Raw genomic sequence first — 22,605 nt, forward strand, 5'->3', positions numbered from 1 at the left:
CGCTTAGTACAGCACCACGCTGCGGATCGACTCGCCGCGCGCCATCAGCTCAAAGCCCTCATTGATCTGCTCCAGCTTCAGCTTGTGGGTGATGAGGTCGTCGATGTTGATCTTGCGGTCCATGTACCAGTCGACGATCTTCGGCACGTCGGTACGGCCACGCGCGCCACCGAAGGCGGAGCCGATCCAGCGCCGGCCGGTGACCAGCTGGAACGGCCGGGTGCTGATCTCCGCGCCCGCTGGCGCGACGCCGATGATGGTGGAAACACCCCAGCCCTTGTGGCAGCACTCCAGCGCCTGGCGCATCAGCTGCACATTGCCGACGCACTCGAAGCTGTAGTCGGCGCCGCCGCCGGTGAGTTCCACCAGATGCGCGACCAGATCGCCCGGCACCTCCTTGGGGTTGACGAAGTGGGTCATGCCGAAGCGCCGCGCCATCGCCTCGCGCGCCGGATTGGTATCGACGCCGATGATCCGGTTGGCGCCGACCATCTTCAGCCCCTGGATCACATTGAGGCCGATGCCGCCCAGGCCGAACACCACCGCATTGGCGCCGGCCTCGACCTTGGCGGTGAAGATCACCGCACCGATGCCGGTGGTGACGCCACAGCCGATGTAACAGACTTTGTCGAAGGGCGCGTCCTCGCGGATCTTCGCCAGCGCGATCTCCGGCAGCACCGTGTAGTTGGCGAAGGTCGAGCAGCCCATGTAGTGCAGCACCGGCTTGCCCTGAAAGCTGAAGCGCGAGCTGCCATCCGGCATCAGGCCAAGGCCCTGGGTGCTGCGGATCTTCTGGCAGAGGTTGGTCTTCTGCGAGGTGCAGTAGTCGCACTCGCGGCATTCCGGCGTGTACAGCGGGATGACGTGATCGCCCTTCTTCAAGGACTTCACGCCCGGCCCCACCTCCACCACCACGCCCGCGCCCTCGTGACCGAGGATGGCCGGGAACAGTCCTTCGGGATCGGCACCGCTGAGCGTGAACTTGTCGGTGTGGCAGAGGCCGGTGGCCTTGATCTCGACCAGCACCTCGCCCTCGCGCGGCCCGGCCAGCTGCACGGTTTCGATCGACAGCGGCTTGCCGGCCTCGAAGGCGACGGCGGCACGAACATCCATGTTTGACTCCGGGTGAAAAGAGGATGCAGCAGAGGGTACTAGATGCCCCGGCCTCCACCCATCGCCGCGCCACTACCGCTGGCCCCGGGGGCTACTCGGATTCGCGCAGCACGGCCGTAAGTTGCGTACATACACAATCCGCCTAGGAGCCGCGTCATGACCATCCAGCGCCGCCAGACCATCTACCGCATTCATCACGACACCGGCCTGGCCCTGCGCCAGATCGTCCGCGAGTGCCGCGGCCTGCAGCCCACCGACATCGGTCGGCGCTACGGCGTGATCCTGCGCCCGGCGCGCTCGGCGCGCTGAGGCGCAGCCGGCAAACCGCTACTCCAGGTTTTGCACCTGCTCGCGCATCTGCTCGACCAGCACTTTCATCTCCACCACGTACTTGGTCATCTCGGCGTCCTGCGACTTGGAGCCGGTGGTGTTCACCTCGCGGTTGAACTCCTGCATCAGGAAGTCCAGCCGCCGGCCGACCGCTTCTTTGCCGGCCAGCGCGGCGCGCAGCTCGACCAGATGGCTGCCCAGGCGCGATAGCTCCTCGTCCACGTCCAGCCGCTGCGCCGCCATCACCGCCTCCTGCGCCAGGCGCTGCGGCTCGATCTCGACGCCCAAGTCGGCGACCTTGGCGCGCAGCCGCTCCAGCCAGGCGTCACGCACCAGCGGCGCGCGCTCGCGCACCTTGGCGACATAGTTTTCCAGCTCGTTGGCACGCTCGTGCAGAAAGCCCGCGGTGCGCGCGCCCTCACGCTCGCGGGCGGCGCTGAATTCCACCAGCGCACGGCCGAACAGCTTCAGCGCCTCGGCCTGCAGCGGCGCGAAATCGGGGGCTTCCTGACGCAGCACGCCGGGGAAGCCCAGTACCCGCATCGGGTCCGGCACCGTGGTCGCACCCAGGGCCTCGGTGACCGCGTCCAGCGCCGAGCGCACCGCCAGCAGGCGGTCCTGATCCAGGCTCAGCGCGCTCTGGGCGCTGGCGTCCATGGCATAGCGCAGCGCCACCTCCACCTTGCCACGCGCCACCTTGGCGGCGGTGAGCTGACGCAGCTCGCTTTCCAGCGCGCGGAATTCCTCCGGCAGCTTCAGCGTCAGATCGAGATAGCGGCTGTTGACCGAGCGCACCTCCCAGACCAGTCGCGCGCCCGGCACCTGCGCCTCGACGCGGGCGAAGCCCGTCATACTGCGGACCAAACTGCTGCTCGCACTGCTGCTCACGCTGCCCGCCATGCCTGACACTCGCTCGAAATACCACCGGTTGGTGGCGCGCATTGTAGCCCTGGGTCTGCTGCTCGCCGTGGGGACCGCGCAGGCGACAGCGCCGACACTGCGCTGGCAACTGGTCGCCAGCCACCCGCACGAGGCCAGCGACTTCACCCAGGGGCTGGTCTGGCATCAGGGCCGGCTGTTCGAGAGCGCCGGCCAGTACGGCGCCTCGCGCATCGCCGAAAAGGACTTGAGCAGCGGCAAGACCCTGCGCAGCACCAGCCTGCCCGGCAACGAGTTCGGCGAGGGCCTGGCCCTGCTGCGCGGCCAGCTCTGGCAGCTGACCTGGCGCGAGGGCGTTGCCCATGTCTACGACCTCACCCTGCGACCGCAGCAGCGCCTGCGCTACGGCGGCGAAGGCTGGGGCATCGCCAGCGACGGTCGCCAGCTGGTCATCAGCGATGGCTCGGCCAGACTGCACTTCGTCGATCCCGAGGGCTTCCGCCTGCTGCGCAGCATCGAGGTACGCGACGGCGAGCGGCCGGTAACCATGCTCAATGAGCTGGAATGGGTCGAAGGCGCGATCTACGCCAATGTCTGGATGAGCGACCGGGTGGCGCGCATCGACTCCGCCAGCGGCCAAGTCACCGGCTGGCTGGATTTAGCACCGCTCAAGCGCGCCGCCGGCGTCACCCCGGAGCGCGAGGCGCAGGGGGCGGTGCTCAACGGCCTGGCCTGGCGCGCCGATCAGCGCCGCCTGCTGGTCACCGGCAAGTGGTGGCCCAAGCTGTTCGAGCTGAAGCTGGACGTGCAGGACGCAGAAAAGTAACCATTGTTACCTATCTGACCGTCTTGAACCGCGGCACGGCCACGCAGCCAATTGACCAGGACGCCATTCTCCCTCTATAAAGCGAGCCTCGAATTCGCAGGATTTTCTGGAGGAGAACCAGAAATGCTCATTACCCACGAGCACCAGGAGCTGTACCGCAACGTCAAGAAGTTCGTGCAGGACGAACTCAATCCGCACATCCCGCAATGGGAGAAAGACGGAATCTGGCCGGCGCGGGAAGTGCTCAAGAAGATGGGCAGCCTCGGCTACCTGGGCATCAACAAGCCGGAGTCGGTCGGCGGCCTGGGGCTGGACTACAGCTACGAGGTGATGTTCGCGCAGGCGATCGGCAACTGCATCTGCGGCAGTCTGCCGATGGCGATCGGCGTGATCACCGACATGGCGACACCCGCCCTCGCCCGCTTCGGCTCCAAGGCCTTGCAGCAGGAATTTCTGGCGCCGGTGGTGGCCGGCGACATGGTCTGCTCGATCGCCGTCTCCGAGGCCGGCGCCGGCTCCGACGTGGCGGGCGTGAAGACCACGGCGGTGAAGGACGGCGACGACTATGTGATCAACGGCAGCAAGATGTGGATCACCAACGGCACCCAGGCCGATTGGGCCTGCGTGCTGGCCAATACCAGCGAAGGCAAGGTGCACCAGAACAAGAGCCTGATCGTGGTGCCGCTCGATGCCAAGGGCGTGGACCGCAAGACCAAGCTCGACAAGCTCGGCATGCGCTCGAGTGACACCGCAATGATCTTCTTCGACAACGTCCGGGTGCCGCGACGCAACCTGATCGGCGTCGAGGGCATGGGCTTCATGTACCAGATGATGCAGTTCCAGGAAGAGCGCCTGTACGGCGCCGCCTCGTCCATCGACGGCCTCACCAACATCATCAACGAGACCATCGACTACACCCGCCAGCGCCAGGCCTTCGGCGGCTCGATTCTCGACAACCAGTACGTGCATTTTCGGCTGGCCGAACTGAAGACCGAGGTCGAGGCGCTGCGTGCCCTGATCTACGACACCACCGAGCGCTACATCGGTGGCAAGGAAAAGATGGAAGACCTCGCCATGCTCGCCAGCATGTGCAAGCTCAAGGTCGGCCGCCTCGGCCGCGAGGTCACCGACTCCTGCCTGCAGTTCTGGGGCGGCCAGGGCTTCATGTGGGACAACAACGTTGCCCGCGCCTACCGTGACACCCGGCTGGTTTCCATCGGCGGCGGCGCCGACGAGATCATGCTCGGCATCATCGCCAAGTGCATGGGCATTCTGCCCAGCAAGAAGGCGCACGAGGCGAAGAAGGCCGCCCAGGCCGCCTGAGACTCGTCCGACGACCAGTGCGTGGAAACGCCCCGCCAACCGGCGGGGCGTTTTCGTTTCAGCCCTCAGAACTCCAGTGCCAGCGTCAGCCGCAGCGAGCGCGGCTCGACCGGATGGAAGTGATAGTCGGCCACACCTTCCACCGGCTCTCCCGGCAGGCGGGACTCGTAGTAGTAAGTGATGTCGTGGTCGCGGCTGTCGAACAGGTTGAGCACTTGCAGCTTGGCCGAGTAGCGCTGCTGGTGACGGTAGCCGATCTGGGCGTTGACCACGTTGGTGGCCTTGGAGCGCGCGCTGTTGTCCTCGATCAGCGGTCCGCCGCCGAGATGGCGCAGCCGCAGCCCACCGCTCCAGCCGCGGATTTCCGGCACCGTCAGGCCCAGCCCGTAGACGCTGCCAATCGAGTTGGGGATGCGGTCGCCGTCCTCGGAATCGAGCCGGGAATGCGCGTAGGCGTAGTCGGCATCCAGGCTCAGCCAGTCGCTCAAGACGTAGTACAGCGATAGCTCCACGCCCCGGCGCTTGCTGGCGCCGCTGGGCTCGTTGGCGCCGGCGTCGCCGACATAGACCAGCTCGGAGTCGAAGTTGAGCTGCCACAGGGAGGCGGCGACGGTCAGATTGGGGACGATGGCGCTGGAAACGCCGATCTCGCCGCCGCGCGCCTTCACCAGCGCATCGACCGCGTTCTGCGGAGTGCTCTGGTCCACCGGATCAACCGTGGTGGTGACCCCGCGCGCGTCGTTGCTGTGAAAGCCCTCGCCGTAGTTCAGGTAGAACTGGGTCCGCGACCAGGGGCAGAAGACCAGCGCCAGTTTCGGGCTCAGGATGCTGTCGTCGGCGCGGCCGGAGTTGGCGGCCAGGTTGCTGTCGACGTCGAAGGAATAGACATCGGCGCGCAGGCCCAGCTGCGAGCGGAACCAGGGCGTCCACTTCTGGCTGCTGCTGAGGTAGAGCCCGGCGCTGCCTTCCTGCACCTGGTCCTCACGCACCGTCGACAGCCGCTCGCGGGCGCGGGTCTTGTAGAGCCCGACCGGCGCGATGTCGTCGTAGCGGGCTTGCAGGCCCAGGCTCAGATCGGCCGGGATGGCGGTCGGCAGCGCCCAGTAACGGCGTGCATTGAGACCGTAGACCATGCGGTCGTCGAACTGGTTGAACTGGTCACCCTCGTCCGGGTTGTCGAGGAAGTAGGTGAAGTTGGAGTAGAGCTGCATGCGGTACTTGAGCGCATAAACCTGGGCGCGCCAGTTGCCGCGCTCGGCCAGGCCGCGCCATTCCAGCGAACCGCTGTAGCGGCCCACCGTGCCGCCGTCGCTGGGATCAATGAAGCCCAGGCGGTCGAGCTGACCGGCATCGACGGCGCGCTGCGGAATCTGGTCCGGCGCGGTGTAGGCGATGTGATAGCCCATCAGCGAAGCGGTGAAGCCCTCGGCTTCGCTGCCGCGGTTGTAGCGGGCGATGCCGGCGAACTTCTTCATGTCCTCTTCAAGCTCGAACGGACCGTCGTAGCGGGTGGCCTGCAGACCCAGCAGCAGCTTGCCGCCCGGCACGCTGGGCGAACCCGCGAGCAGGCTGCTGTAGTAGCCGTACTCGCCGACGCTGACTTCTGCGCGCCTGCGCGGCAATTCGTCGAGGTAGCGCAGATTGGCGGAACCGGCGGCACCGAAGTCGCCGACATCGGCGTAGTACGGCCCCTTGCGATAGGACAGCGAGCCAATCAGCTCGGGAATGATGAAGTTGATGTCGGCATAGCCCTGCCCGTGCGCGTGGCTGCGCATGTTCACTGGCAGGCCATCGACGTCGGCGTAGAAGTCGGTGCCGTGATCGAGATTGAGGCCACGCAGGAAGTACTGGTTGGCTTTGCCCTCGCCGCTGTGCTGGGTGACCATCAGGCCGGGCACGAACTCCAGCAACTCACCGGCGCGCGAGATCGGCCGCTCGGCCAGCTGCTCCTCGGTGACATAGCCCTCGGTGGCGGAGCGTGCGGCCGACTGCAGGGTCTGACTGCCACGCACGGTCACCGGGTCCAGCTCCACCGGCACGCCGCCGGCCAGGGCCGGCCCGACCAGGCTCAAGGCCAGCGCGGTGGCGGCGGCCCTCCATTGCTTGCTCATGCGACTCCTCTCTCCTCAATTGCCCGGGGCTCGTTGTTATCGGGCTGCCATCTCGTTCGACGCCTGCCCTGGCTTACGCGCCTCACCCCTTGCTGGATGAAGCGGCGGCCATGCGCAGGGTGGCGATGCCATCGGCGTACATCTCGCGCATGGCGGCGGTCACCTCCGACGCAGCCAGGTACCGCCCAGCGCCACGCCGATCAGCAGCAGCGCGAAGCCGGCGCTGATGCCGTCGCGCCAGTCCTTGCCGGCCAGGGGCGTGAGCCACTCCCACTTGTGGGCGTAGGCGAACAGCGCGTCGGCGTCGCGGTCGCCGTCGGTGATGCGCGCGGCCAGTCGCTCGCTGCCGGTGTCGATGAAGTAGGCGCTGTGTTCGGCGTCGCCCTGCTCCAGCTTCCAGACCGGCAGGCGCTTGAACAGGAAGCCGTACTCCGGCGAGAACGCGGTGACCGGCACGGCGGCCTCGGGCGCGGCGGCGATGCCGAAGTAGCCGGCCAGTTCGGCAAGATGCACCTGTTCGCCCTCGGCCCGTTCGCGACCGTCCCGCGCCGAAACGTAGAGCGCCGCCGAGGCGCCAGGCGCCGCCGCTGGCGCTTGCTGGTGATGCTGGTGCTCGCCCATCGCCAGTCCGCGGCCGGTGGTGGGCTCCGGCGGCCGCAGGCTCCAGCGCCAGAGCGGCTCACCGTCGAGGCGGACCAGCGTGGCGCCGGCCTTGGCACGCGCAGGCGCGAGCACCGGCGCGGTGAGCGTCGCCGCGTTCAGCGCCAGCGGCCGCTGCGGCGCCTGCCCCTGCTCACGCTCGGCGTTGCCGCGCGCCTGCACATAGCCGCTGAGCACCCAGGCCAGCGCCGCCACGGCAGCGGTCATGCCGCCCCAGCGATGCAGGCGGCGCAGATTCCAGCGGCGTCCACCCGGGCTGCGTACCACGAGTGTCAGACCGGCCAGCACGGTGAGGGCGACGCCGGCCAGCAGCAGGTTGATCCAGCCATTGCGCGCTGGCGCCGGCAGCCAGGCCCAGGTGTGCAGCGCCTGGAACAGCGCCTGGAAGCCGCGCTTGCGGCGATCGGACAGCCCCGCCAGCCGATCCTCCTCGGTGGAGACATAGGCGACCAGGCCGTCGGGCCGGTCGAAGCGCAGGCGCCAGACCGGCAGCAGGCGGTTGACGTAGGCGTAGTCGGTATCGAAGGCGGTCACCGGCTCGGCCTGCAGCAGCGCCGCCTGCGCCTCGCCGCTGTACCAGCGGGCCAGACGCTCGGCCTGCGCGCGCTCGGTGTCGGCGGGCAGCGGCTGGCCACTCAGCGCGTCGAGATAGCGCACCCCGCCGTCTGGCAGCCGTGCCCGCCAGAGCCAGCGCGCGCCGTCATCGACCAGCCGCAGTGCCGCCAGCTCGGCGATGCCGGCCGCCGCCAGCGCCGCGCCCGGCGCGGGCAGCGCCTCGCTCAGCGCCGCCGTCGGTGGCGGTGCGAACTTCTCCGGCTTGGGCTGGAAGCGCGTCATCAGCGGGTGCAGCGCGCCGGTCAACGCGAAGCAGAGGGCCGCCAGCAGCGCCAGCCAGGCGATGCGGCGATGCCAGCGGCGCAGGCCGGCGGTCTTGGGAGTGTTGGCTTGCATCGAATAATTCCGTGTACATCCGCCGGCCGCGGCCGGCGGACGCAAAGTCCTTCAGGGACGCCATTCCAAACCGGCGTAGATGCTGCGGCCTTCACCAGGCAGGAACTGCGCCGTATTTCCGGCCCGCGCGGTGTCGATCACGCCGGTGGTGGCGGCGTACTTCTCGTCGGCAAGATTGCGGCCTTCCAGAAACCAGCCTAGCCGCGGCAGCAGCTCGCCGCCGGCCTTGAGTCCGAAGAGGTTGTAGCTGCCTGCCTTGAGCGCGCCCTGCAGATCCACCAGTGACTCGCCGCTGGACTCGGTGGTGAGGGCGACAAACTGCTTGCCGAAGTCGCCGCGCAGCTCGCTCTTTACCTGCACCTGCGGCACACCCGGCAACCGCTGGTCACCGTACTGGGCATCGCCGTCGTAGCGGAAATCGTTGTAGAGGCCGTTCAGGCGCAGCGTCAGCCAGGACAGCGGCCGCACTCTCAAGCCCGCCTCGACGCCCTGGTGGATGGTGTGATCGGCATTGGTGGTGACGCCGGTGAAGACGCCGGGGGTCGTGGTCTCCACCTGCACGATCAGCAGCTCGCTGCGGATACGAGCGTGGTAGATCGACAGATCCCAGCCCCAGACCTGGCCCCGGCTACGGCTGCCCAGCTCGTAGGTCAGCGCCCGCTGCGGTTCGTTGTCGTTCGGAGTGGAATCACCGGGCAAGGTCACCGTGGTCTCGCTGAAGCTCGGCGGCTCGAAGCTGCCGGCGACATTGCCGTACAGCTGGGTCTTGGGCGCGAGCTGGTAGAGCGCGCCGATCTTCGGCGAGAAGCCGCGATAAGTGCGGTCGTAGCTGCCGTCGAGCGTGCCGGTGGCGATGAACTGGTCGTCGTTGCTGCGGCGGGCGCTCACCGCCTGCGCGCCGGCGACCAGCGTGAGGTCAGGGCTCAGACCGAACTGGTTCTCGGCGTAGGCGATGAGGTTGGCGGCCTCTTGGCGGTAGCGATCGGTACGCGCGCCCCGCCTGCGGGTGCCGGGCAGGTTCTCGTAGCTGTCGCCACGCGTGTAGCCGTACTGCGGGTTGAGACCCAACACCAGACGGTTGGCGTGCCCGAACAGCGGCGCGGTCTCGATCAGCCGCAGCGAGACGCCGTAGTCGTAGTTCTCCTGCAGGAGCTGCTGGAAGATCGGGTGGTCGAGATCCTTGCGGGCGGCGTAGACCGCCAGCTCGGTGAGCGTGGTCTCGCTGGTCCGCGCCACCGACTTGTTGGCCAGGCGCAGCACCTTGGTATCGCGACGCTGGTCGAGCTGACTGTCGCGGTTGTTGTTGTTGGCCTGACGCGGGTCGGCTTCCAGCTGCGCCTTGGTGAGATTGCCGGGCAGCTCGGAGTCCGAACGGGTGACGGTCAGGAAGCTGCGGTTTTCGATGCCGCTGTCCAGGCGCAGGCCGAGGTTGGAGGTGAAGCGGAACTCGCGCTGCTCGGAGTGCTCGCGGAAGCCGTCGGTGCCGTAATAGCCCAGCGAGGCAAAGCCGTCGAGCTTGCCGGCGACCGCGCCGGTCTGCAGATAAGCGCGGCGGTAGCCAAAGCTGCCGACTTCGACCCGCGCCTCGGTGCCGGCGGTGTAGCCGGTGGCGGTGACGAAGTTGACCGAGCCGCCGAGATTGCTGCCACCGAACTGCAGGGCATTGGCGCCGCGGAACACCTCGATGTGATCGGCGGCCAGGGTGTCGATGGACTGGAAGTCGCCGCTGCCGTCTGCGAGGTTGAGCGGCACGCCGTCCTGCAACACGCTGATGCCGCGGGTGTGGAAGGTGCGCGCCAGGCCGGAGCCACGGATCGACAGCCGCATCTCCTGGCTGCCGAAGCGGCTCTGGGCGAATACGCCAGTGGCCTGCGAGAGCGCGTCGGCGAGCGTGCCGGCGCGCTGGTCGCGTAGATCGGCGGCGTCCACCACGCCGGCGCCGCCGGCGCTGCGGGCGACTTCCTCGCGGGCATCCTGCAGGCTGTTCTGGGTGGAGGGGGTGGTGGCGGTGACCGTCACCCGATCCAACTGATGCACCGGCGTGTGATCGGCCTGGGCAGCGGTGCTGGCCAGGGCCAGCAGGGCCAGGCTGTAGGGAGAGAGGCGGGGGTAGGTCTTGATCGGTTTCATGGCTCGAATTCGGTCGGAAAGTCGGCGGCGTCGGTGACGCACGCCCGGGCGGGCCGCGCAAGGCGGCCGCTCAGCAGAAGGACAATCCAGACTCGAACGGCGGTGCCTGGGACGGCGGCCGTGGTGGCCGCTGCACGCGCGCCGCCGGCAGCGAAATCGCCGGCGGGGCCACCGGCGCGAACAGACCCGGCAAGACCGGGGTCTGGTCGGCGCTGGGCAAGGCCAGCGCCTGCGCCAGGGCATAGGGACAGCTCGGGTGCGAGTCCGCCTTGGGGGCCGTCTCGTCCAGCTGCGACAGCAGGCTGCTGCCCTCGCTGAGGCAGTAGCTGAGGCGCAGGCCGCCGTCGCCGAATTCCGGCATCAGGCCGGCCGGCAGCAGCGCCCGCGGCAAGGCCGCCAGCAACAGCCAGAACAGCAGCAGCGCCAGCCGGCGCCGGCTGGCGGCGATCAGGTTCACCCTCTAGCCCAGTGACGCGCGATCAGTGCCCGGCGTGGGAATGGGCGTCGGCGTCGCGGCTGCGGACTTCCAGCTCGACCTCGACCCGGCCGGCCTTCTCGAAGCGCAGCACCAGCGGTAGCTTGGCGCCCGGGGTCAGCGCCTGCTTGGGCTCGATCAGCATCAGGTGATAGCCGCCCGGTGCCAGTTGCAGACGGCCCTGGGCCGGCACCGCCAGGCCCTCGCTGAGCGCACGCATGCGCATGACGCCACCGGCCATGCTCATCTCGTGGATCTCGACCCGGCCCACGGCCGGCGATTCGCCGCCGAGCAGACGGTCGGCGGCCCCGGCATTGACGATGGTGAGGAAGCCGCCGGCGGTGATGCCCGGTGCCGGGGTGGCATAGCTATAGGCCTGCTCGACGCGCAGGGACGGAGCCGCCAGCGCCAGCATCGGCGACAGCAGCAGGACCAGAAACAGTTGGCGGAATTTCCGCATGACTAGCACTCCCACAGTACGGCCGCGCTCGCGGCCAGATTTCCCGCCCAGGCGGCGGAAACCAGACTCAAAGACTGGGGGTGTGGCCTGGAGGGCCGCGCGCCAGGGCGATTGGCGGCGCTTGTTTAACCAACCAGGTGGCCGGCCAGGCCAGCGGCGCAGTAGCCGGCAGCGGCAACGACGCGGCAGCCGACGCGGCGGTGGGGCTCAGCGCCTCGCCGGCCGGGGCGCAGACGCAGTGCCCATGGGCGGCCATCGCCTCGGCGGCCGCTTTCGGCACCGCCTTGCCCGGTGCGCAATAGGCAAGCTGGGGACGGCCATCGTCCAGCAGGGCGGCCAGGGCCGCATGTGGCACCAGGCCACGCAGCAGCGCCACGAACAGCACCAAGCTCCAGGCCTGGCTGCGCCAGCCGCGGAACGAGTTGAATTGTGGGTGCCTGTTCATGCGGTGTTTAGGATAGCAGCGGAGTCCGCGGCACGGTTCTTGTTTGCGGTAGAGCTTTCGCGCCGCCGGCACCCGCCCCGTTTCGGGGCACGGTATCATCGTCGCCTACACGGGCAGCCCTCACCAGGGCCTGCCGATTCCACGGCCGGCCTCGCCGTCCGTAGCAACCTACCGATACGGAGTACTGCCCTATGGGCATGAATGTGAAACAGGACAGCGGCAGCGAAGCCGCGCCGGTGGCTGAGATCAACGTCACCCCGCTGGTCGACGTGATGCTGGTGCTGCTGATCATCTTCATGGTGTCGATGCCGGCGATGATGAGCCAGCTGCAGATCGAGATCCCGAAGAAGTCGCTGACCCCGCCGCCGCCGGACGTCAAGCCGAAGCCCACCATGTACGTGCTGGTCGATGACGTCGGCGCCTACTACTTCCAGTTCGGCGGCGACGGCGTGCCGATGCCGGTGGCCTTCGAGGAACTGCCGGCCAAGCTGATCGAGAAGGCCGACGAATACAGCAAGGAGCTGGTCTACGTGAAGGCCGCGCCGCGCATCGACTACGGCCGCGTGGTGACCCTGATCGAAACCATGGGCAAGACCGGCTACAACAAGGTCGCACTCGACAAGAACGAGAACGCCATGCCGCTGGACGCCCCGGCCGAACCGGTGCCGGCCGGCTAGTCGCCGCCCCGCCGCAACAAAAAAAGCCCGCCAATCGGCGGGCTTTTTGTTGTGGTCAATGCCTGGGAATTTGCGAGCGAGCCGCCGTTGTGAGCAGGCACTAGGCCGTAGCGAGGAGCGGAGCCGTACTTAAGTACGGTGAGCACCGCAGCTGCGGCCTAGTGCCGCGCAGCAGGCGGATCGCCGCAAATCAGGCTTCGATGGCCTTGCGCAGCTTCTTCATCGCCGCCGACTCGATCTGGCGGATGCGCTCGGCCGAGACACCGTACTCGTCGCCCAGTTCCTGCAAGCCCGCCTTGTCGCTGTCGCCAGCCAGCCAGCGGCGGGCGAGGATGTCGCGCTCGCGCGGGTTGAGCTGCACCAGGGCGGCACGCATGCGCTCCTCGCGCGCCTCCTGCCACTCGGCCTCCTCGATGGCGGCGAAGTCGTTGCGCTCGTCGGCGAGGTAGTCCTCGGGCACATAGCTGTTCTCGTCGTCGGCGCTGGTCATCGAGAAGCTCATGTCGGCATTGCCGAGACGGGCCTCCATCTGCAGCACTTCTTCCGGCTTGACGTTGAGATCCTTGGCCACCGCCGCCACCTCGGCCGCGTTCATCCAGCCCAGGCGCTTCTTGGCGCCGCGCAGGTTGAAGAACAGCTTGCGCTGGGCCTTGGTGGTGGCGATCTTGACGATGCGCCAGTTCTTCAGGATGTACTCGTGGATTTCGGCCTTGATCCAGTGCACGGCAAAGGAGATCAGGCGCACGCCCTTGTCGGGGTCAAAGCGCTTGACCGCCTTCATCAGGCCGATATTGCCCTCCTGCACCAGGTCGGCGATGTTCAGGCCGTAGCCCTGGTAGCCGCGGGCGATATGCACCACGAAGCGCAGGTTGGACAGGATCAGCTTCTGGGCCGCGGCCAGCTCGTTGTCACGCTTCAGCCGCAGGGCCAGCTCGTGTTCCTCGGCCGCTTCCAGCACCGGGAACTTGGCCACCTGCGACGCATAGGCCTCGAAGCTGCCGGCATGCAGGGCGGGCAGGCTGTTGGCGCGCAAGGCAAGAGCAGTAGTCATCGAAAATTCCCCCTCAATGGAAGTGAGCTTAGCACTCGCCCGATTGGACTGCTAAGTGCCGGATAAGTTGCGCCCGGCCGACTCCGAGGGGAAATCATTTGTGCGGATGGCGCCGATGCAAGCCCCCTATCAGCGGGGCTCGATCTCCTTGAGCCGGCGCGACACCGTCCACCAGGCGCCCAGCCAGCCCAGCAGCACCCCGGCGCCGAACATGACGGCGGTGGCATCCAGCGGCAGACCCTGCAGCCGGAAGGCGGAGCCATAGAGCCCGGCCAGGGAGCTGGCCGGGCCGTTCAAGGCCAGCACCATCCCCTGCACCAGCAGCCAGGCGATGCCGCCGCCGACCAGGCCATACCAGAGGCCGGTATAGAGGAAGGGCCGGCGGATGAAGGCGTCGGTGGCGCCGATCAGCTTCATCACCTCGATCTCGGCGCGCTTGGCCTCGATGTCCAGGCGGATGGTATTGCCGACGATGACGATCACCGCCAGCGACAGCACCCCGGCGATCACCAGCACCAGACGCTCGACCAGGGCCAGGGCGCCATAGAGGCGCTCCAGCCAGCGGCGGTCGAGCTTGGCGACCTCCACCTCCGGCTGCTGGCCTAGGGCCACCACCAGGGCGTCCAGGGCGTTGCGCTCGATGCCCTTCACCGGCGTCACGGTGATCACCGCCGGCAGCGGATTGCTGTCCAGCAGGTCCAGCGCCTGGCCGAGGCCGGACAGCGCCTTGAACTCCTCCAGCGACTGCTCGCGCGAAAGATAGGCGGTGTCAGCCACACCAGGGCGGCCCTTGATCCGCCGCGCCAGCTCGCGGCCCTGCTCGGGCGTGGTGGAATCCTTCAGGAACAGCGAGGCCTGCAGGGTGGTTTCCCAGGAATAGCCCAGGGCATCGACATTGCGCACCAGGCAGTGCAGGCCGGCCGGCAGCGCCAGGGTGATGCCGATGACGAAGCAGGTCAGCAGCGCGCCCGAAAGGTTGCGGTAGAAGCGCCCGACGGTGAACACCACCTCGCGCACATGCGCCTGCAGGTAGCGGCTCAGGAAGTTGGGGCGCAGCTCGGCGCCCGGCCGCGCGCTAGCCGAAGTCAACGGTCTTCTCCATCAGTTCCGGCGACTGCCGCGTGGTCAGCTGGCCGCGTTCCAGGTGGATCACCCGGTAGGGCATTTTCTTGATCAGGCCCACCGCGTGGGTGGCGACCAGCACCGAAACTCCCACCTCGTTGAAGCGCTGGAACAGCTGCATCACCTCGCGCGCCATCTCCGGGTCGAGGTTGCCGGTGGGCTCGTCGGCCAGCAGCAGCTGCGGCTTGGCGACGATGGCGCGGGCGATGCCGACGCGCTGCTGCTCGCCGCCGGAGAGCGTGATCGGCGAGACCTTCTCCTTGCCCAGCAGGCCCACCGCGTCGAGCGCGGCGCGCACCCGGCGACCGATGTCGTCGTGGCCGATGCCGCGGATCACCAGCGGCAGCGCGACGTTGTCGAACACGCTGCGGTCGTAGAGCAGGTTGAAGTTCTGGAACACCACGCCGATCTGCTGGCGGAAGGCCGGAATCTGGCCACGCCGCACGCCGGCCAGGTTCTGGCCGTTGACCACGATCTGGCCGCGGCTGGGCCGCTCCAAGAGCGCCACCAGCTTCAGCAGGGTGGACTTGCCGGCGCCGGAAGGGCCGGTGAGGAAGGCCATCTCGCCCTTGGCGAGCGTGAAGGTAACGTCCGAGAGCACATCGCCGCTGCCTTCGTAGCGGTGGCTGACGCGGTGGAAATGGATGATGTCGGCCATGGCTAGCAGTCGGCCGCCGACGCGCCCGGCTGAGGTTGCGGCTGCTCGCGCCGCGCTGTGCACATGCTCAAACCTTGGCTCCCTGCGGTTCGCCGATCAGCGCATCGACATAGGTCTCTGCGTCGAAGGGCTCCAGATCGTCGATTCCCTCGCCCAGCCCGACGAAGCGGACCGGCAGCGCCAGGCGGCGCGCGATGGCCAGCAATATGCCAGCTTTCGCAGTGCCATCCAACTTGGTGATGGCGATGCCGGTGAGGCCGATCGCCTCGTGGAATTGCACCGCCTGATTGAGCGCGTTCTGGCCGGTGGTGGCATCCACCACCAGCAGCACCTCGTGCGGCGCGTAGGGGTCGTGCTTCTGCAGCACCCGCTTGACCTTGCGCAGCTCGTCCATCAGATGCGTCTGGGTGTGCAGGCGGCCGGCGGTGTCGGCGATCACCAGGTCGAGGTCGCGCGCCTTGGCGGCCTGCACGGCGTCGAAGATCACGCTGGCGGAATCGGCACCCTCGCCCTGCGACAGGATCGGCACGCCGGCGCGCTCGCTCCACATGGTCAGCTGCTGCACGGCGGCGGCGCGGAAGGTATCGCCAGCCGCCAGCAGTACCTTGCGACCCTCGCGCTTGTAGCGGGCGGCGAGCTTGCCGATGGTGGTGGTCTTGCCGACGCCGTTCACTCCGGCCACGAACAGGATGTAGGGCTTGATGAAGGGCGGCAGCACCAGCGGCTTGGCGATCGGCTTGAGCAGCTCCAGCAGCGCCTCGCGCAGGGCCTTGCGCAACTGCGCCTCGGTCTTGATCTTGCCGGCGTTGACGGCGCTGCGCAGGCGGCCGATCAGCCAGTCGGTGGCCTCGATGCCGGCGTCGGCCATCAGCAGCCGGGTTTCCAGCTCCTCCAGCGCGTCGTCCTTGAGCGCGTCGGCGCTGAACAGGCTGCCGAGATCGCGCGTCAGCCAGCTGTCGCCGCCGACGCTGTTGAGGCGGCTGCGGAATTTTCCGAGCAGGGAGTCAGACATGGTCTAGGGAGCCATCGGGTTCGGGGGAGGAAGGTCTGCGGCGTCGGTCTGCCGCAGCAACCAGAGATCGTCGCTGGCGAGGCGCTTGTCCATGCCCGGCAGCGGCAGCAGCAGGCTCTGGATGTCGGGCCTTTCGGCCAGGGTCAGCGGCACATTGAGCAGAAACAGCAGGCGCCGCCGCTGCTGGATGTCGATCATGCCCAGCCAGATCGGCTCGTCGCGGTCGGTGCCGAAGCCGGAAGGCCAGAGTCGCAGCGTGAGCTGGCGGTTGCCGTCGTAGTCGCGCCGCATCAGCAGCGCCTGGTGGCGCCCGGCGTGCGCCTTGGGCAGCAACGGCAGCTCGGCCATCGGCGTCGCCGGCGACAGCCAGCTCAGAACCCGGCTGCCGGCCAGGCTCGGCGGCGCGGTCCAGCCGCTGTGCTCCAGGCTGCTGCGGATCGCCGCCGCATCGCCCGCCCATTGCAGCCGGAACGGCTGGCGGATCCGGCCGGCGAGATCCACCCGCTGCGTCGGCAGCTGCTGCCAGCCGTCCCGCCACCAGTCGGTCTCGCTCAGCCGCTGTTCGATCAGGCCGACGTCGGGCGGGATGGCGCCCTCGGGCGCCGACCTGGGCATCAGTAAGGCAAACCCGATCGCCACCGGCACCAGCAGCAGAAAGTAGCCGCCGGGCACCGGCCGCGCACGATGGCGGCGATACCCCAGACCGAGCAGGGCCACCCAGATCACCCCGACCAGGGTCACCGCCACTGCCTGGCTGAGCCAGAGCATGCCCAGATAGAGCTGGGTCAGGGTCAGCAGCACCACCAGGGTGATCGCCAGGCCATAGATCAGGGCGCGCAGCAGCGGCGCCCGGCCGGTGGTGAGCACCACCGCCAGAAAGCCGTAGAGCGTGATCGCCAGCGGCAGGTCGCGGCCGGCGCCGGGCACCGTCGGCGGATGCTGGAAGTACACATGCGGCGGCGCCAGCAGCGGCACCAGGCCCATGCCGAACGACAGCAGGGTGCCGAAGCCGGCCGCCGCCAGCCAGTGCGCCATCGCCCGCGGCTGGCGCTCCACGCCCAGGCCCAGCAGCACCGCCAGGCCGACGGCGCCATAAACCCGCCAGTCGCCGAGCTGCACCAGCAAGGCCGCCAGGCTCACGCCCCAGGGCGTGCGCAGCTCGCGCAGGCTCTGGTAGGTGGCCGCGTCCAGCCACAGGGGTCCGGCATGCAGGGCGCTGCCCAGGCAGAGGATCAGCAGCAGCGCACCGAGCAGGCTCAGCAGCACCGCCAGACCGGCCAGCACCGGGGTTTCCGGCTGATAGGGGTCGGCCAGCGCCGCGCCGAAGCGGCCCAGCCGCCGGTGCCGGCGCGAGTAGTCGAGCAGCCGCCCCAGCCAGTGCTCGGCGTGCTTGGCGAGGCTGGCGACCAGGCCGCGCGCCAAGGCAAAGGCGAGCAGCGCGAGCAGGAACAGGCCCAGCAGCAGCAGCGCCAGCCGGCCAGCCACCTCGGCCGCCAGCTCCAGCGAGGCGCCAAAGGCGATGCCCGGCCCCAGGTAGGCAAACGCCCAGGCCACGGCGGCAAGCGAGTCGGTGAGCAGGAACAGCCAGGCCGGCATCCGCGAGGCGCCGGCCAGAGCCGGAGTGATCGCCCGCACCGGCCCCAGGAAGCGCGCCGCCATCACCCCCTTGCCACCGTGCTCGGCGAAGAAGCGCCGGCTGCGCGCCAGGGTGTCGGGATAGCGCGCCAGCCAGCGGTGCTCGAACAGGCGCTCGCCGTAATGGCGGCCGAGCCAGAACGACAGCGCGTCGCCGAGCACCGCGCCGCTGGCGGCAAGCAGCACCGAGGGCCAGAGCGTCAGGCGGTCCAGACCGATCAGGGCGCCGACGCCGAACAGCAGCACGCCGGCCGGCACGAAGGCGCCGACGATGAAGATCGCGTCCAGCGCCGAGCCGAAGAACAGCAGCGCCAGCGCCGCCCCGGGGTTGGCGCTGATCCAGTCGAGGAACTGGTGCGCGAGTTCGGTCATCCGCGCAATAGCGCGAAGCTTTCGCGGGCAGCCTTGAGCGTGTGCTCGATCTCGGCCTCGCCGTGCGCGGCGGAGACAAAACCCGCCTCGTAGGCCGAGGGCGCCAGATAGACGCCGCGATCGAGCATGGCGTGGAAGTAGCGGTTGAAGGCGGCGAGATCGCAGGCGGCGACATCGGCGTAGCCGCGGATCGGGCCGGCGCTGAAGTAGAGCCCGAACATGCTGCCGACCTGGGTGGTGGTGAACGGCACCCCGGCCTCATCGGCGGCGGCCTGCAGGCCGGCCAGGAGCTGCGCGGTGCGCGCCTCCAGGCGCTGGTAGATGGACTCGTCGGCCAGGGCCCGCAGCAGCGCCAGACCGGCGGCCATCGCCAGCGGATTGCCCGACAGCGTGCCGGCCTGGTAGACCGGCCCCAGCGGCGCCAGCTGCTCCATCAGCTCGCGACGGCCGCCGAAGGCCCCCACCGGCAGGCCGCCGCCGATGATCTTGCCCAGGGTGATGAGGTCGGGACGCACGCCGTAGAGTCCGGCGGCCGAGCGCGGATGCACGCGAAAGCCGGTCATCACCTCGTCGAAGATCAGCAGCGCGCCGTAGCGGTCGCAGAGCGCGCGCAGGCCGACGAGGAAACCCGGCGCCGGCGGCACGCAGTTCATGTTGCCGGCCACCGGCTCGACGATCACCGCAGCGATGTCGTCCGGGTAGCGGCCGAACAGGGCTTCCACCGAGTCCAGCTCGTTGAAGGTGGCGGTGAGCGTCAGCTCGGCCAGCGCCGCCGGCACGCCCGGCGAGGTCGGCACGCCGAAGGTCAAGAGGCCAGAGCCGGCCTTCACCAGCAGGGAGTCGCCGTGGCCGTGGTAGCAGCCCTCGAACTTGAGGATGCGGCTGCGGCCGGTGGCGCCGCGCGCCAGGCGCAGGGCGCTCATGGTCGCCTCGGTGCCGCTGGAGCACATGCGCACCATCTCCAGCTGCGGCACCCGCGCGCAGAGCAGCTCGGCCATCTCGATCTCGGCCTCGGTCGGCGCGCCGTAGGAGAAGCCGACCAGCGCCTGCGCCCGCACCGCCTCCACCACCGCCGGGTACTGGTGGCCGAGAATCATCGGCCCCCAGGAGCCGATGTAGTCGACATAGCGCTGTCCGTCGGCGTCGGTGATCCAGGCGCCATCAGCGGCGGCGATGAAGCGCGGCGAGCCGCCCACCGCCTTGAACGCGCGTACCGGTGAATTGACTCCGCCCGGGATACTGCGCCGGGCGCGCTCGAACAGGATTTCGGATTGGCTCATTGCGAACGTGGGACTGGTCAGCGGGCGCAAAGTGTAGGCGATGGCGCAGGGGCCAGGCTTGCGGCGGCGGGGCTCGGGTTTCTAGTCGCCGAAGGCGGCAGCGTAGGCACGCGCAGCGGCGCTGATGTCAGCGGCGCCGAACAGCCCCTCGATGGCGGCGACATAGTCGGCGCCCGCCGCCACCAGCGCCGGCGCCCGTTCTGGGCTGATGCCGCCGATGGCGCAGATCGGCAGGCGCAGTTCGGCGCGCGCCAGACGCAGGCGCTCCAGCGTCATCGGCGGCGCCTTGGGTTTGGTACGGGAGGGGAAGAAGGCCCCGAAAGCGACATAGCTGGCGCCGCCGGCCGCCGCCGCGCGGGCACGCTCCAGCGAGTCGGCGCAGGTGATGCCGACGATCGCCTGCGGCCCCAGCCGCGCCCGCGCTTCGGCGAGGCTGCCGTCGCTCAAGCCCAGGTGCACGCCGTCGGCGCCCAGACTGGCGGCGAGCTCGATGTCGTCATTGACGATCAGCGGCACGCCGGCGGCCCGGCACAGCGTCAGCAGCGCCGCGCCCAGCTCGGCGCGGCGCGCGGGCGGATTGCACTTGTCGCGGTATTGCAGCAGGCGCATCCCGCCCGCCAGCGCCGCCGCGGCGGCGGCCAGCAGGCGCTCGGCGTCGGCGCAATCGGCCTCGGCAGTGATGCCGTAGAGGCCGCGCGGCACCGGCCAGGGCGCGCTCATGCCTCACCCCCGATCCGGCGCGGAATCAACCGCCCCTGCCCCACCGCCCGCGCCGCCCGCAGGCAGCGGTGGGTATAGGCCTGGGCGCTCTCCAGCGCCTGCGACAGCGGCTCGCCCAGCGCCAGCCGCGCCGCCAGCGCCGAGGCCAGGGTGCAGCCGGCGCCGTGGTAGCGGCCGGGGAGCCGAGGCCAGCGGAACTCCCGCATGGGCGCATCGGACTGATACCAGCGGTTGACCGCCTCGGCTTCCGGCTCGTCGCCGCCGGTGATCAGCACATTGGCCGCCCCCAGCGCCAGCAGGCCGGCGCCAGCCGCATCGAGACTCTCGCAGCCGCTCAGCCGCCGCGCCTCGGCGGCATTCGGCAGCAGCACCGTGGTCAGCGGCAGCAGCTGCTCGCGCAGGCCGGCCGCCAGACCGCGGCCGACCAGCTCGGCGCCGCCGCCGGCGCGCAGGATCGGGTCCAGCACCACCGGCACCGCCAGCCGGCGCAGCAGGTCGGCCAGCCAGGGTAGCTGCGAGAGATCGCCGATCAGGCCGATCTTCACCGCCGCCACCGGGCAGTCGGCGAGCAACAGCTCGGCCTGCTCGGCGAGCAGCAGCGGTGCCACCGCCTGGACCCGGCGGACGTTGTTGGTGTCCTGCGCGGTCAGACAGCTGATCAGGCTCAGGGCATGCGCGCCCTGGGCAGCAATCGCCTCAATGTCGGCCTGGATGCCGGCGCCGCCGCTAGGGTCATGGCCGGCGATGACCAGCACGCTGGCTTCAGCCATGCCGGCCCCGGTCGGCGACCCGGCGCGGCGGCTGAGGCTGGCACTTGACAAACGCCAAGCTGGAAATGCGCTTATGCACAAGCATTGTGCAGCCGCCCGGAAAGGCCCGTAGTTGCGTCATTTTTCCGTCAGAATGCAGCAACATTCGTGCAGTCCATTGATTTTATTTGAAAATCGGCAATGACTAGAAAATCATCGCAAGTCTTGAAATGCCCGTCGTTGCTGGGCTCGCGGCCTCTCGCGCAGGCCTTATCCACAAAGTTATCCACAGAGCCTGTGAGTTGAATGTCAGACATCTTTATAAACAATAAGTTACAGAGACTAGTTCAGGTAAGTGCTGAGCACCACCGCGATTTGCGCGGCAACCGCCATCCGCACTGCCTTCGTGCCATCCGAAACCGCAGTCTGGCATAGGCCCGGCAGCAACCGGACCGGCGATTTTCGCCACTGAAGGTCAAGATTCATCAAGCTCGGCGCTGTCGGCTTTTGCCTCGGCCCTGCGTAGCCGCTGGGAGCCACCTCGCCAGACCGCCCATGCCCAGCCCGTCGCCCAACCCCAGCCTGATCCCCCGTAACCTGCTGCTCGGCAACCCCGAGCGCGGCGCCCCCCAGCTCAGCCCGGACGGCCTACAGCTCAGCTTCGTCGCCCCCCCTGGATGGCGTGCTCAATCTCTGGCTGGCGCCGGTGGACGCTCCCGAAGCCGCACGGCCGCTGACCCGCGACCGTGGCGCCGGCATCCGCCAGCACGGCTGGCTGCACGATGGCAGCCGCCTCTGGTACTTGCAGGACGAGGGCGGCAACGAGAACTTCCACCTCTACAGCCTGGCCCTGGACGGCAGCCCGCCGCTGGACCTCACGCCACAGCCCGGCGTGCAGGCGCGCCTGATCGGCTTGAGCCACCAGCATCCGCGTCTGGCCCTGGTCGGCCTCAACCAGCGCGACCGCCGCTGGCACGACGTCTACCGCATCGACCTGCGCAGCGGCGCCGCGCAGCTGGTGCTGGAAAACCCCGGCTACGCGCAGTTCCTGGCCGACGAGGAACTGGAGCTGCGCCTGGCCTTCCGCAACAGCGCCGACGGCGGCCGCGAGCTGCTGGTCGCCGAGGACGGCGCCTGGCGGCCGTTGTTCAGCATCGGCAAGGACGAGGTGATGAGCACCCTGCCGCTGGCCATCGGCCGGGATCCCTGGATCGCCTACGGCCTCGACAGCCGTGGCCGCGACACCGCCGCGGGAGTGGAATTCGACCTGAGGACCGGTGCCTCGCGCCTGCTCGGCGAGCACCCGAAGACCGATGTGCTGGCCCTGAGCCTGAATCCACTCAGCTAAGAGCACAAAGCCTAGAGCAGGTAACGCAGAAGACCGCCTGGCGCGAGGGCCGCATCGTGCTGGAGAACGCGGCGCTGGACGAAGTCGGCCGCTACACCAGCACCCGCCTGGTGCTGGCCGACCCGCAGCTGCGCGCGCTGAGCATCACCGGCGTGTTCCGCACCGGCGACATCGACAGCGTGCTGTTCTCGCTGCGCGAGCTCTACGGCCTGCGGGCGCGCCGCGAAGGCCAGGAGCTGATCCTGGAACGCGCCGGCTAGCTAGCCACCGGCTTGGCC

Annotated in this window: 22 protein-coding genes; 6 read left to right on the plus strand and 16 right to left on the minus strand. The window is 68.9% G+C overall.

All coding sequences use genetic code 11. The annotated features are described in order from the left end of the window. Window positions 1–3 precede the first annotated feature (3 nt). Window positions 4–1,113 carry an S-(hydroxymethyl)glutathione dehydrogenase/class III alcohol dehydrogenase gene (locus AC3WT6_RS11380; RefSeq protein WP_492653688.1) on the minus strand — a complete coding sequence of 370 codons (1,110 nt, stop codon included), beginning with the start codon at window positions 1,111–1,113 and terminating at the stop codon, window positions 4–6. Between the two features lie 156 nt (window positions 1,114–1,269). Between AC3WT6_RS11380 and AC3WT6_RS11385 the strand changes: the two genes are divergently transcribed. Further along, window positions 1,270–1,422, plus strand: a complete 153-nt coding sequence (locus AC3WT6_RS11385; RefSeq protein ID WP_492653689.1) for a hypothetical protein — start codon at window positions 1,270–1,272, stop codon at window positions 1,420–1,422. Between the two features lie 18 nt (window positions 1,423–1,440). Here AC3WT6_RS11385 and AC3WT6_RS11390 read toward each other — a convergent pair whose 3' ends face one another. Beyond that, on the minus strand, window positions 1,441–2,295 hold the full coding sequence (locus tag AC3WT6_RS11390) for a YicC/YloC family endoribonuclease (RefSeq protein ID WP_492653690.1): 855 nt from the start codon (window positions 2,293–2,295) through the stop codon (window positions 1,441–1,443). Between the two features lie 46 nt (window positions 2,296–2,341). Here AC3WT6_RS11390 and AC3WT6_RS11395 point away from each other — a divergent pair, with 46 nt between their 5' ends. Both AC3WT6_RS11395 and AC3WT6_RS11400 read left to right on the plus strand, forming a co-directional pair. Further along, entirely contained in the window at window positions 2,342–3,148 is an 807-nt protein-coding gene (locus AC3WT6_RS11395) for a glutaminyl-peptide cyclotransferase (protein ID WP_492653691.1), read from the plus strand. Window positions 3,149–3,271: 123 nt separating this feature from the next. After that, window positions 3,272–4,471 carry an acyl-CoA dehydrogenase family protein gene (locus AC3WT6_RS11400; protein ID WP_492653692.1) on the plus strand — a complete coding sequence of 400 codons (1,200 nt, stop codon included), beginning with the start codon at window positions 3,272–3,274 and terminating at the stop codon, window positions 4,469–4,471. Window positions 4,472–4,536: 65 nt separating this feature from the next. Here the strand turns inward: AC3WT6_RS11400 and AC3WT6_RS11405 are convergent, their stop codons facing one another. From AC3WT6_RS11405 to AC3WT6_RS11430, 6 genes are all read right to left on the minus strand, one after another. Further along, window positions 4,537–6,582 carry a TonB-dependent receptor gene (locus tag AC3WT6_RS11405; RefSeq protein ID WP_492653693.1) on the minus strand — a complete coding sequence of 682 codons (2,046 nt, stop codon included), beginning with the start codon at window positions 6,580–6,582 and terminating at the stop codon, window positions 4,537–4,539. A gap of 159 nt (window positions 6,583–6,741) precedes the next feature. Next, window positions 6,742–8,193, minus strand: a complete 1,452-nt coding sequence (locus AC3WT6_RS11410; protein WP_492653694.1) for a hypothetical protein — start codon at window positions 8,191–8,193, stop codon at window positions 6,742–6,744. A 51-nt stretch (window positions 8,194–8,244) separates the two neighbouring features. After that, window positions 8,245–10,323 carry a TonB-dependent receptor family protein gene (locus AC3WT6_RS11415; RefSeq protein ID WP_492653695.1) on the minus strand — a complete coding sequence of 693 codons (2,079 nt, stop codon included), beginning with the start codon at window positions 10,321–10,323 and terminating at the stop codon, window positions 8,245–8,247. 70 nt (window positions 10,324–10,393) lie between these two features. Further along, window positions 10,394–10,780 (minus strand): DUF2946 family protein, encoded by a 387-nt coding sequence (locus AC3WT6_RS11420; protein WP_492653696.1) that lies wholly within the window; start codon window positions 10,778–10,780, stop codon window positions 10,394–10,396. Window positions 10,781–10,802: 22 nt separating this feature from the next. Next, on the minus strand, window positions 10,803–11,258 hold the full coding sequence (locus tag AC3WT6_RS11425; RefSeq protein WP_492653697.1) for a copper chaperone PCu(A)C: 456 nt from the start codon (window positions 11,256–11,258) through the stop codon (window positions 10,803–10,805). Between the two features lie 67 nt (window positions 11,259–11,325). After that, entirely contained in the window at window positions 11,326–11,703 is a 378-nt protein-coding gene (locus AC3WT6_RS11430; RefSeq protein WP_492653698.1) for a hypothetical protein, read from the minus strand. 197 nt (window positions 11,704–11,900) lie between these two features. Here AC3WT6_RS11430 and AC3WT6_RS11435 point away from each other — a divergent pair, with 197 nt between their 5' ends. After that, window positions 11,901–12,380, plus strand: a complete 480-nt coding sequence (locus AC3WT6_RS11435; protein WP_492653699.1) for a biopolymer transporter ExbD — start codon at window positions 11,901–11,903, stop codon at window positions 12,378–12,380. 190 nt (window positions 12,381–12,570) lie between these two features. On the opposite strand, the gene rpoH is transcribed toward AC3WT6_RS11435, so the two are convergent. The 8 genes from rpoH to thiD form a co-directional block, all read right to left on the minus strand. Further along, a complete protein-coding gene (rpoH, locus tag AC3WT6_RS11440) occupies window positions 12,571–13,431 on the minus strand; it encodes an RNA polymerase sigma factor RpoH (protein ID WP_492653700.1) in 861 nt (286 codons plus the stop codon). 129 nt (window positions 13,432–13,560) lie between these two features. Then, on the minus strand, window positions 13,561–14,520 hold the full coding sequence (gene ftsX, locus AC3WT6_RS11445; RefSeq protein WP_492653701.1) for a permease-like cell division protein FtsX: 960 nt from the start codon (window positions 14,518–14,520) through the stop codon (window positions 13,561–13,563). Next, on the minus strand, window positions 14,507–15,202 hold the full coding sequence (gene ftsE / locus AC3WT6_RS11450) for a cell division ATP-binding protein FtsE (protein ID WP_492653839.1): 696 nt from the start codon (window positions 15,200–15,202) through the stop codon (window positions 14,507–14,509). Before ftsE ends, ftsX begins: the two co-directional genes overlap by 14 nt. A 76-nt stretch (window positions 15,203–15,278) precedes the next feature. Next, on the minus strand, window positions 15,279–16,223 hold the full coding sequence (gene ftsY / locus AC3WT6_RS11455; RefSeq protein ID WP_492653702.1) for a signal recognition particle-docking protein FtsY: 945 nt from the start codon (window positions 16,221–16,223) through the stop codon (window positions 15,279–15,281). 3 nt (window positions 16,224–16,226) lie between these two features. Further along, window positions 16,227–18,230 (minus strand): VTT domain-containing protein, encoded by a 2,004-nt coding sequence (locus tag AC3WT6_RS11460; RefSeq protein WP_492653703.1) that lies wholly within the window; start codon window positions 18,228–18,230, stop codon window positions 16,227–16,229. Further along, window positions 18,227–19,510, minus strand: a complete 1,284-nt coding sequence (gene hemL, locus AC3WT6_RS11465; RefSeq protein ID WP_492653704.1) for a glutamate-1-semialdehyde 2,1-aminomutase — start codon at window positions 19,508–19,510, stop codon at window positions 18,227–18,229. The genes AC3WT6_RS11460 and hemL overlap by 4 nt, the downstream gene beginning before the upstream one ends. A gap of 81 nt (window positions 19,511–19,591) precedes the next feature. Next, complete coding sequence (gene thiE, locus AC3WT6_RS11470; RefSeq protein ID WP_492653705.1) at window positions 19,592–20,230, minus strand: thiamine phosphate synthase; 639 nt, start codon at window positions 20,228–20,230, stop codon at window positions 19,592–19,594. Further along, on the minus strand, window positions 20,227–21,000 hold the full coding sequence (thiD, locus tag AC3WT6_RS11475) for a bifunctional hydroxymethylpyrimidine kinase/phosphomethylpyrimidine kinase (protein WP_492653706.1): 774 nt from the start codon (window positions 20,998–21,000) through the stop codon (window positions 20,227–20,229). Before thiD ends, thiE begins: the two co-directional genes overlap by 4 nt. A 661-nt stretch (window positions 21,001–21,661) precedes the next feature. Here thiD and AC3WT6_RS11480 point away from each other — a divergent pair. Both AC3WT6_RS11480 and AC3WT6_RS11485 read left to right on the plus strand, forming a co-directional pair. Continuing rightward, window positions 21,662–22,327: a TolB family protein gene (locus tag AC3WT6_RS11480; RefSeq protein ID WP_492653707.1), complete on the plus strand. Its 666-nt coding sequence runs from the start codon at window positions 21,662–21,664 to the stop codon at window positions 22,325–22,327. 56 nt (window positions 22,328–22,383) lie between these two features. Then, complete coding sequence (locus AC3WT6_RS11485; protein WP_492653708.1) at window positions 22,384–22,587, plus strand: hypothetical protein; 204 nt, start codon at window positions 22,384–22,386, stop codon at window positions 22,585–22,587. Window positions 22,588–22,605 lie beyond the last annotated feature (18 nt).

The organism is Stagnimonas sp. FW305-C-60, from assembly GCF_058782965.1.

Bases quoted from the DNA above. Each gene is read 5' to 3' on its own strand.
- AC3WT6_RS11380 (WP_492653688.1), bottom strand. From the start codon at position 1,113: ATGGATGTTCGTGCCGCCGTCGCCTTCGAGGCCGGCAAGCCGCTGTCG.
- AC3WT6_RS11385 (WP_492653689.1), top strand. From the start codon at position 1,270: ATGACCATCCAGCGCCGCCAGACCATCTACCGCATTCATCACGACACC.
- AC3WT6_RS11390 (WP_492653690.1), bottom strand. From the start codon at position 2,295: ATGACGGGCTTCGCCCGCGTCGAGGCGCAGGTGCCGGGCGCGCGACTG.
- AC3WT6_RS11395 (WP_492653691.1), top strand. From the start codon at position 2,342: ATGCCTGACACTCGCTCGAAATACCACCGGTTGGTGGCGCGCATTGTA.
- AC3WT6_RS11400 (WP_492653692.1), top strand. From the start codon at position 3,272: ATGCTCATTACCCACGAGCACCAGGAGCTGTACCGCAACGTCAAGAAG.
- AC3WT6_RS11405 (WP_492653693.1), bottom strand. From the start codon at position 6,582: ATGAGCAAGCAATGGAGGGCCGCCGCCACCGCGCTGGCCTTGAGCCTG.
- AC3WT6_RS11410 (WP_492653694.1), bottom strand. From the start codon at position 8,193: ATGCAAGCCAACACTCCCAAGACCGCCGGCCTGCGCCGCTGGCATCGC.
- AC3WT6_RS11415 (WP_492653695.1), bottom strand. From the start codon at position 10,323: ATGAAACCGATCAAGACCTACCCCCGCCTCTCTCCCTACAGCCTGGCC.
- AC3WT6_RS11425 (WP_492653697.1), bottom strand. From the start codon at position 11,258: ATGCGGAAATTCCGCCAACTGTTTCTGGTCCTGCTGCTGTCGCCGATG.
- AC3WT6_RS11430 (WP_492653698.1), bottom strand. From the start codon at position 11,703: ATGAACAGGCACCCACAATTCAACTCGTTCCGCGGCTGGCGCAGCCAG.
- AC3WT6_RS11435 (WP_492653699.1), top strand. From the start codon at position 11,901: ATGAATGTGAAACAGGACAGCGGCAGCGAAGCCGCGCCGGTGGCTGAG.
- rpoH (WP_492653700.1), bottom strand. From the start codon at position 13,431: ATGACTACTGCTCTTGCCTTGCGCGCCAACAGCCTGCCCGCCCTGCAT.
- ftsY (WP_492653702.1), bottom strand. From the start codon at position 16,223: ATGTCTGACTCCCTGCTCGGAAAATTCCGCAGCCGCCTCAACAGCGTC.
- AC3WT6_RS11460 (WP_492653703.1), bottom strand. From the start codon at position 18,230: ATGACCGAACTCGCGCACCAGTTCCTCGACTGGATCAGCGCCAACCCC.
- hemL (WP_492653704.1), bottom strand. From the start codon at position 19,510: ATGAGCCAATCCGAAATCCTGTTCGAGCGCGCCCGGCGCAGTATCCCG.
- thiE (WP_492653705.1), bottom strand. From the start codon at position 20,230: ATGAGCGCGCCCTGGCCGGTGCCGCGCGGCCTCTACGGCATCACTGCC.
- thiD (WP_492653706.1), bottom strand. From the start codon at position 21,000: ATGGCTGAAGCCAGCGTGCTGGTCATCGCCGGCCATGACCCTAGCGGC.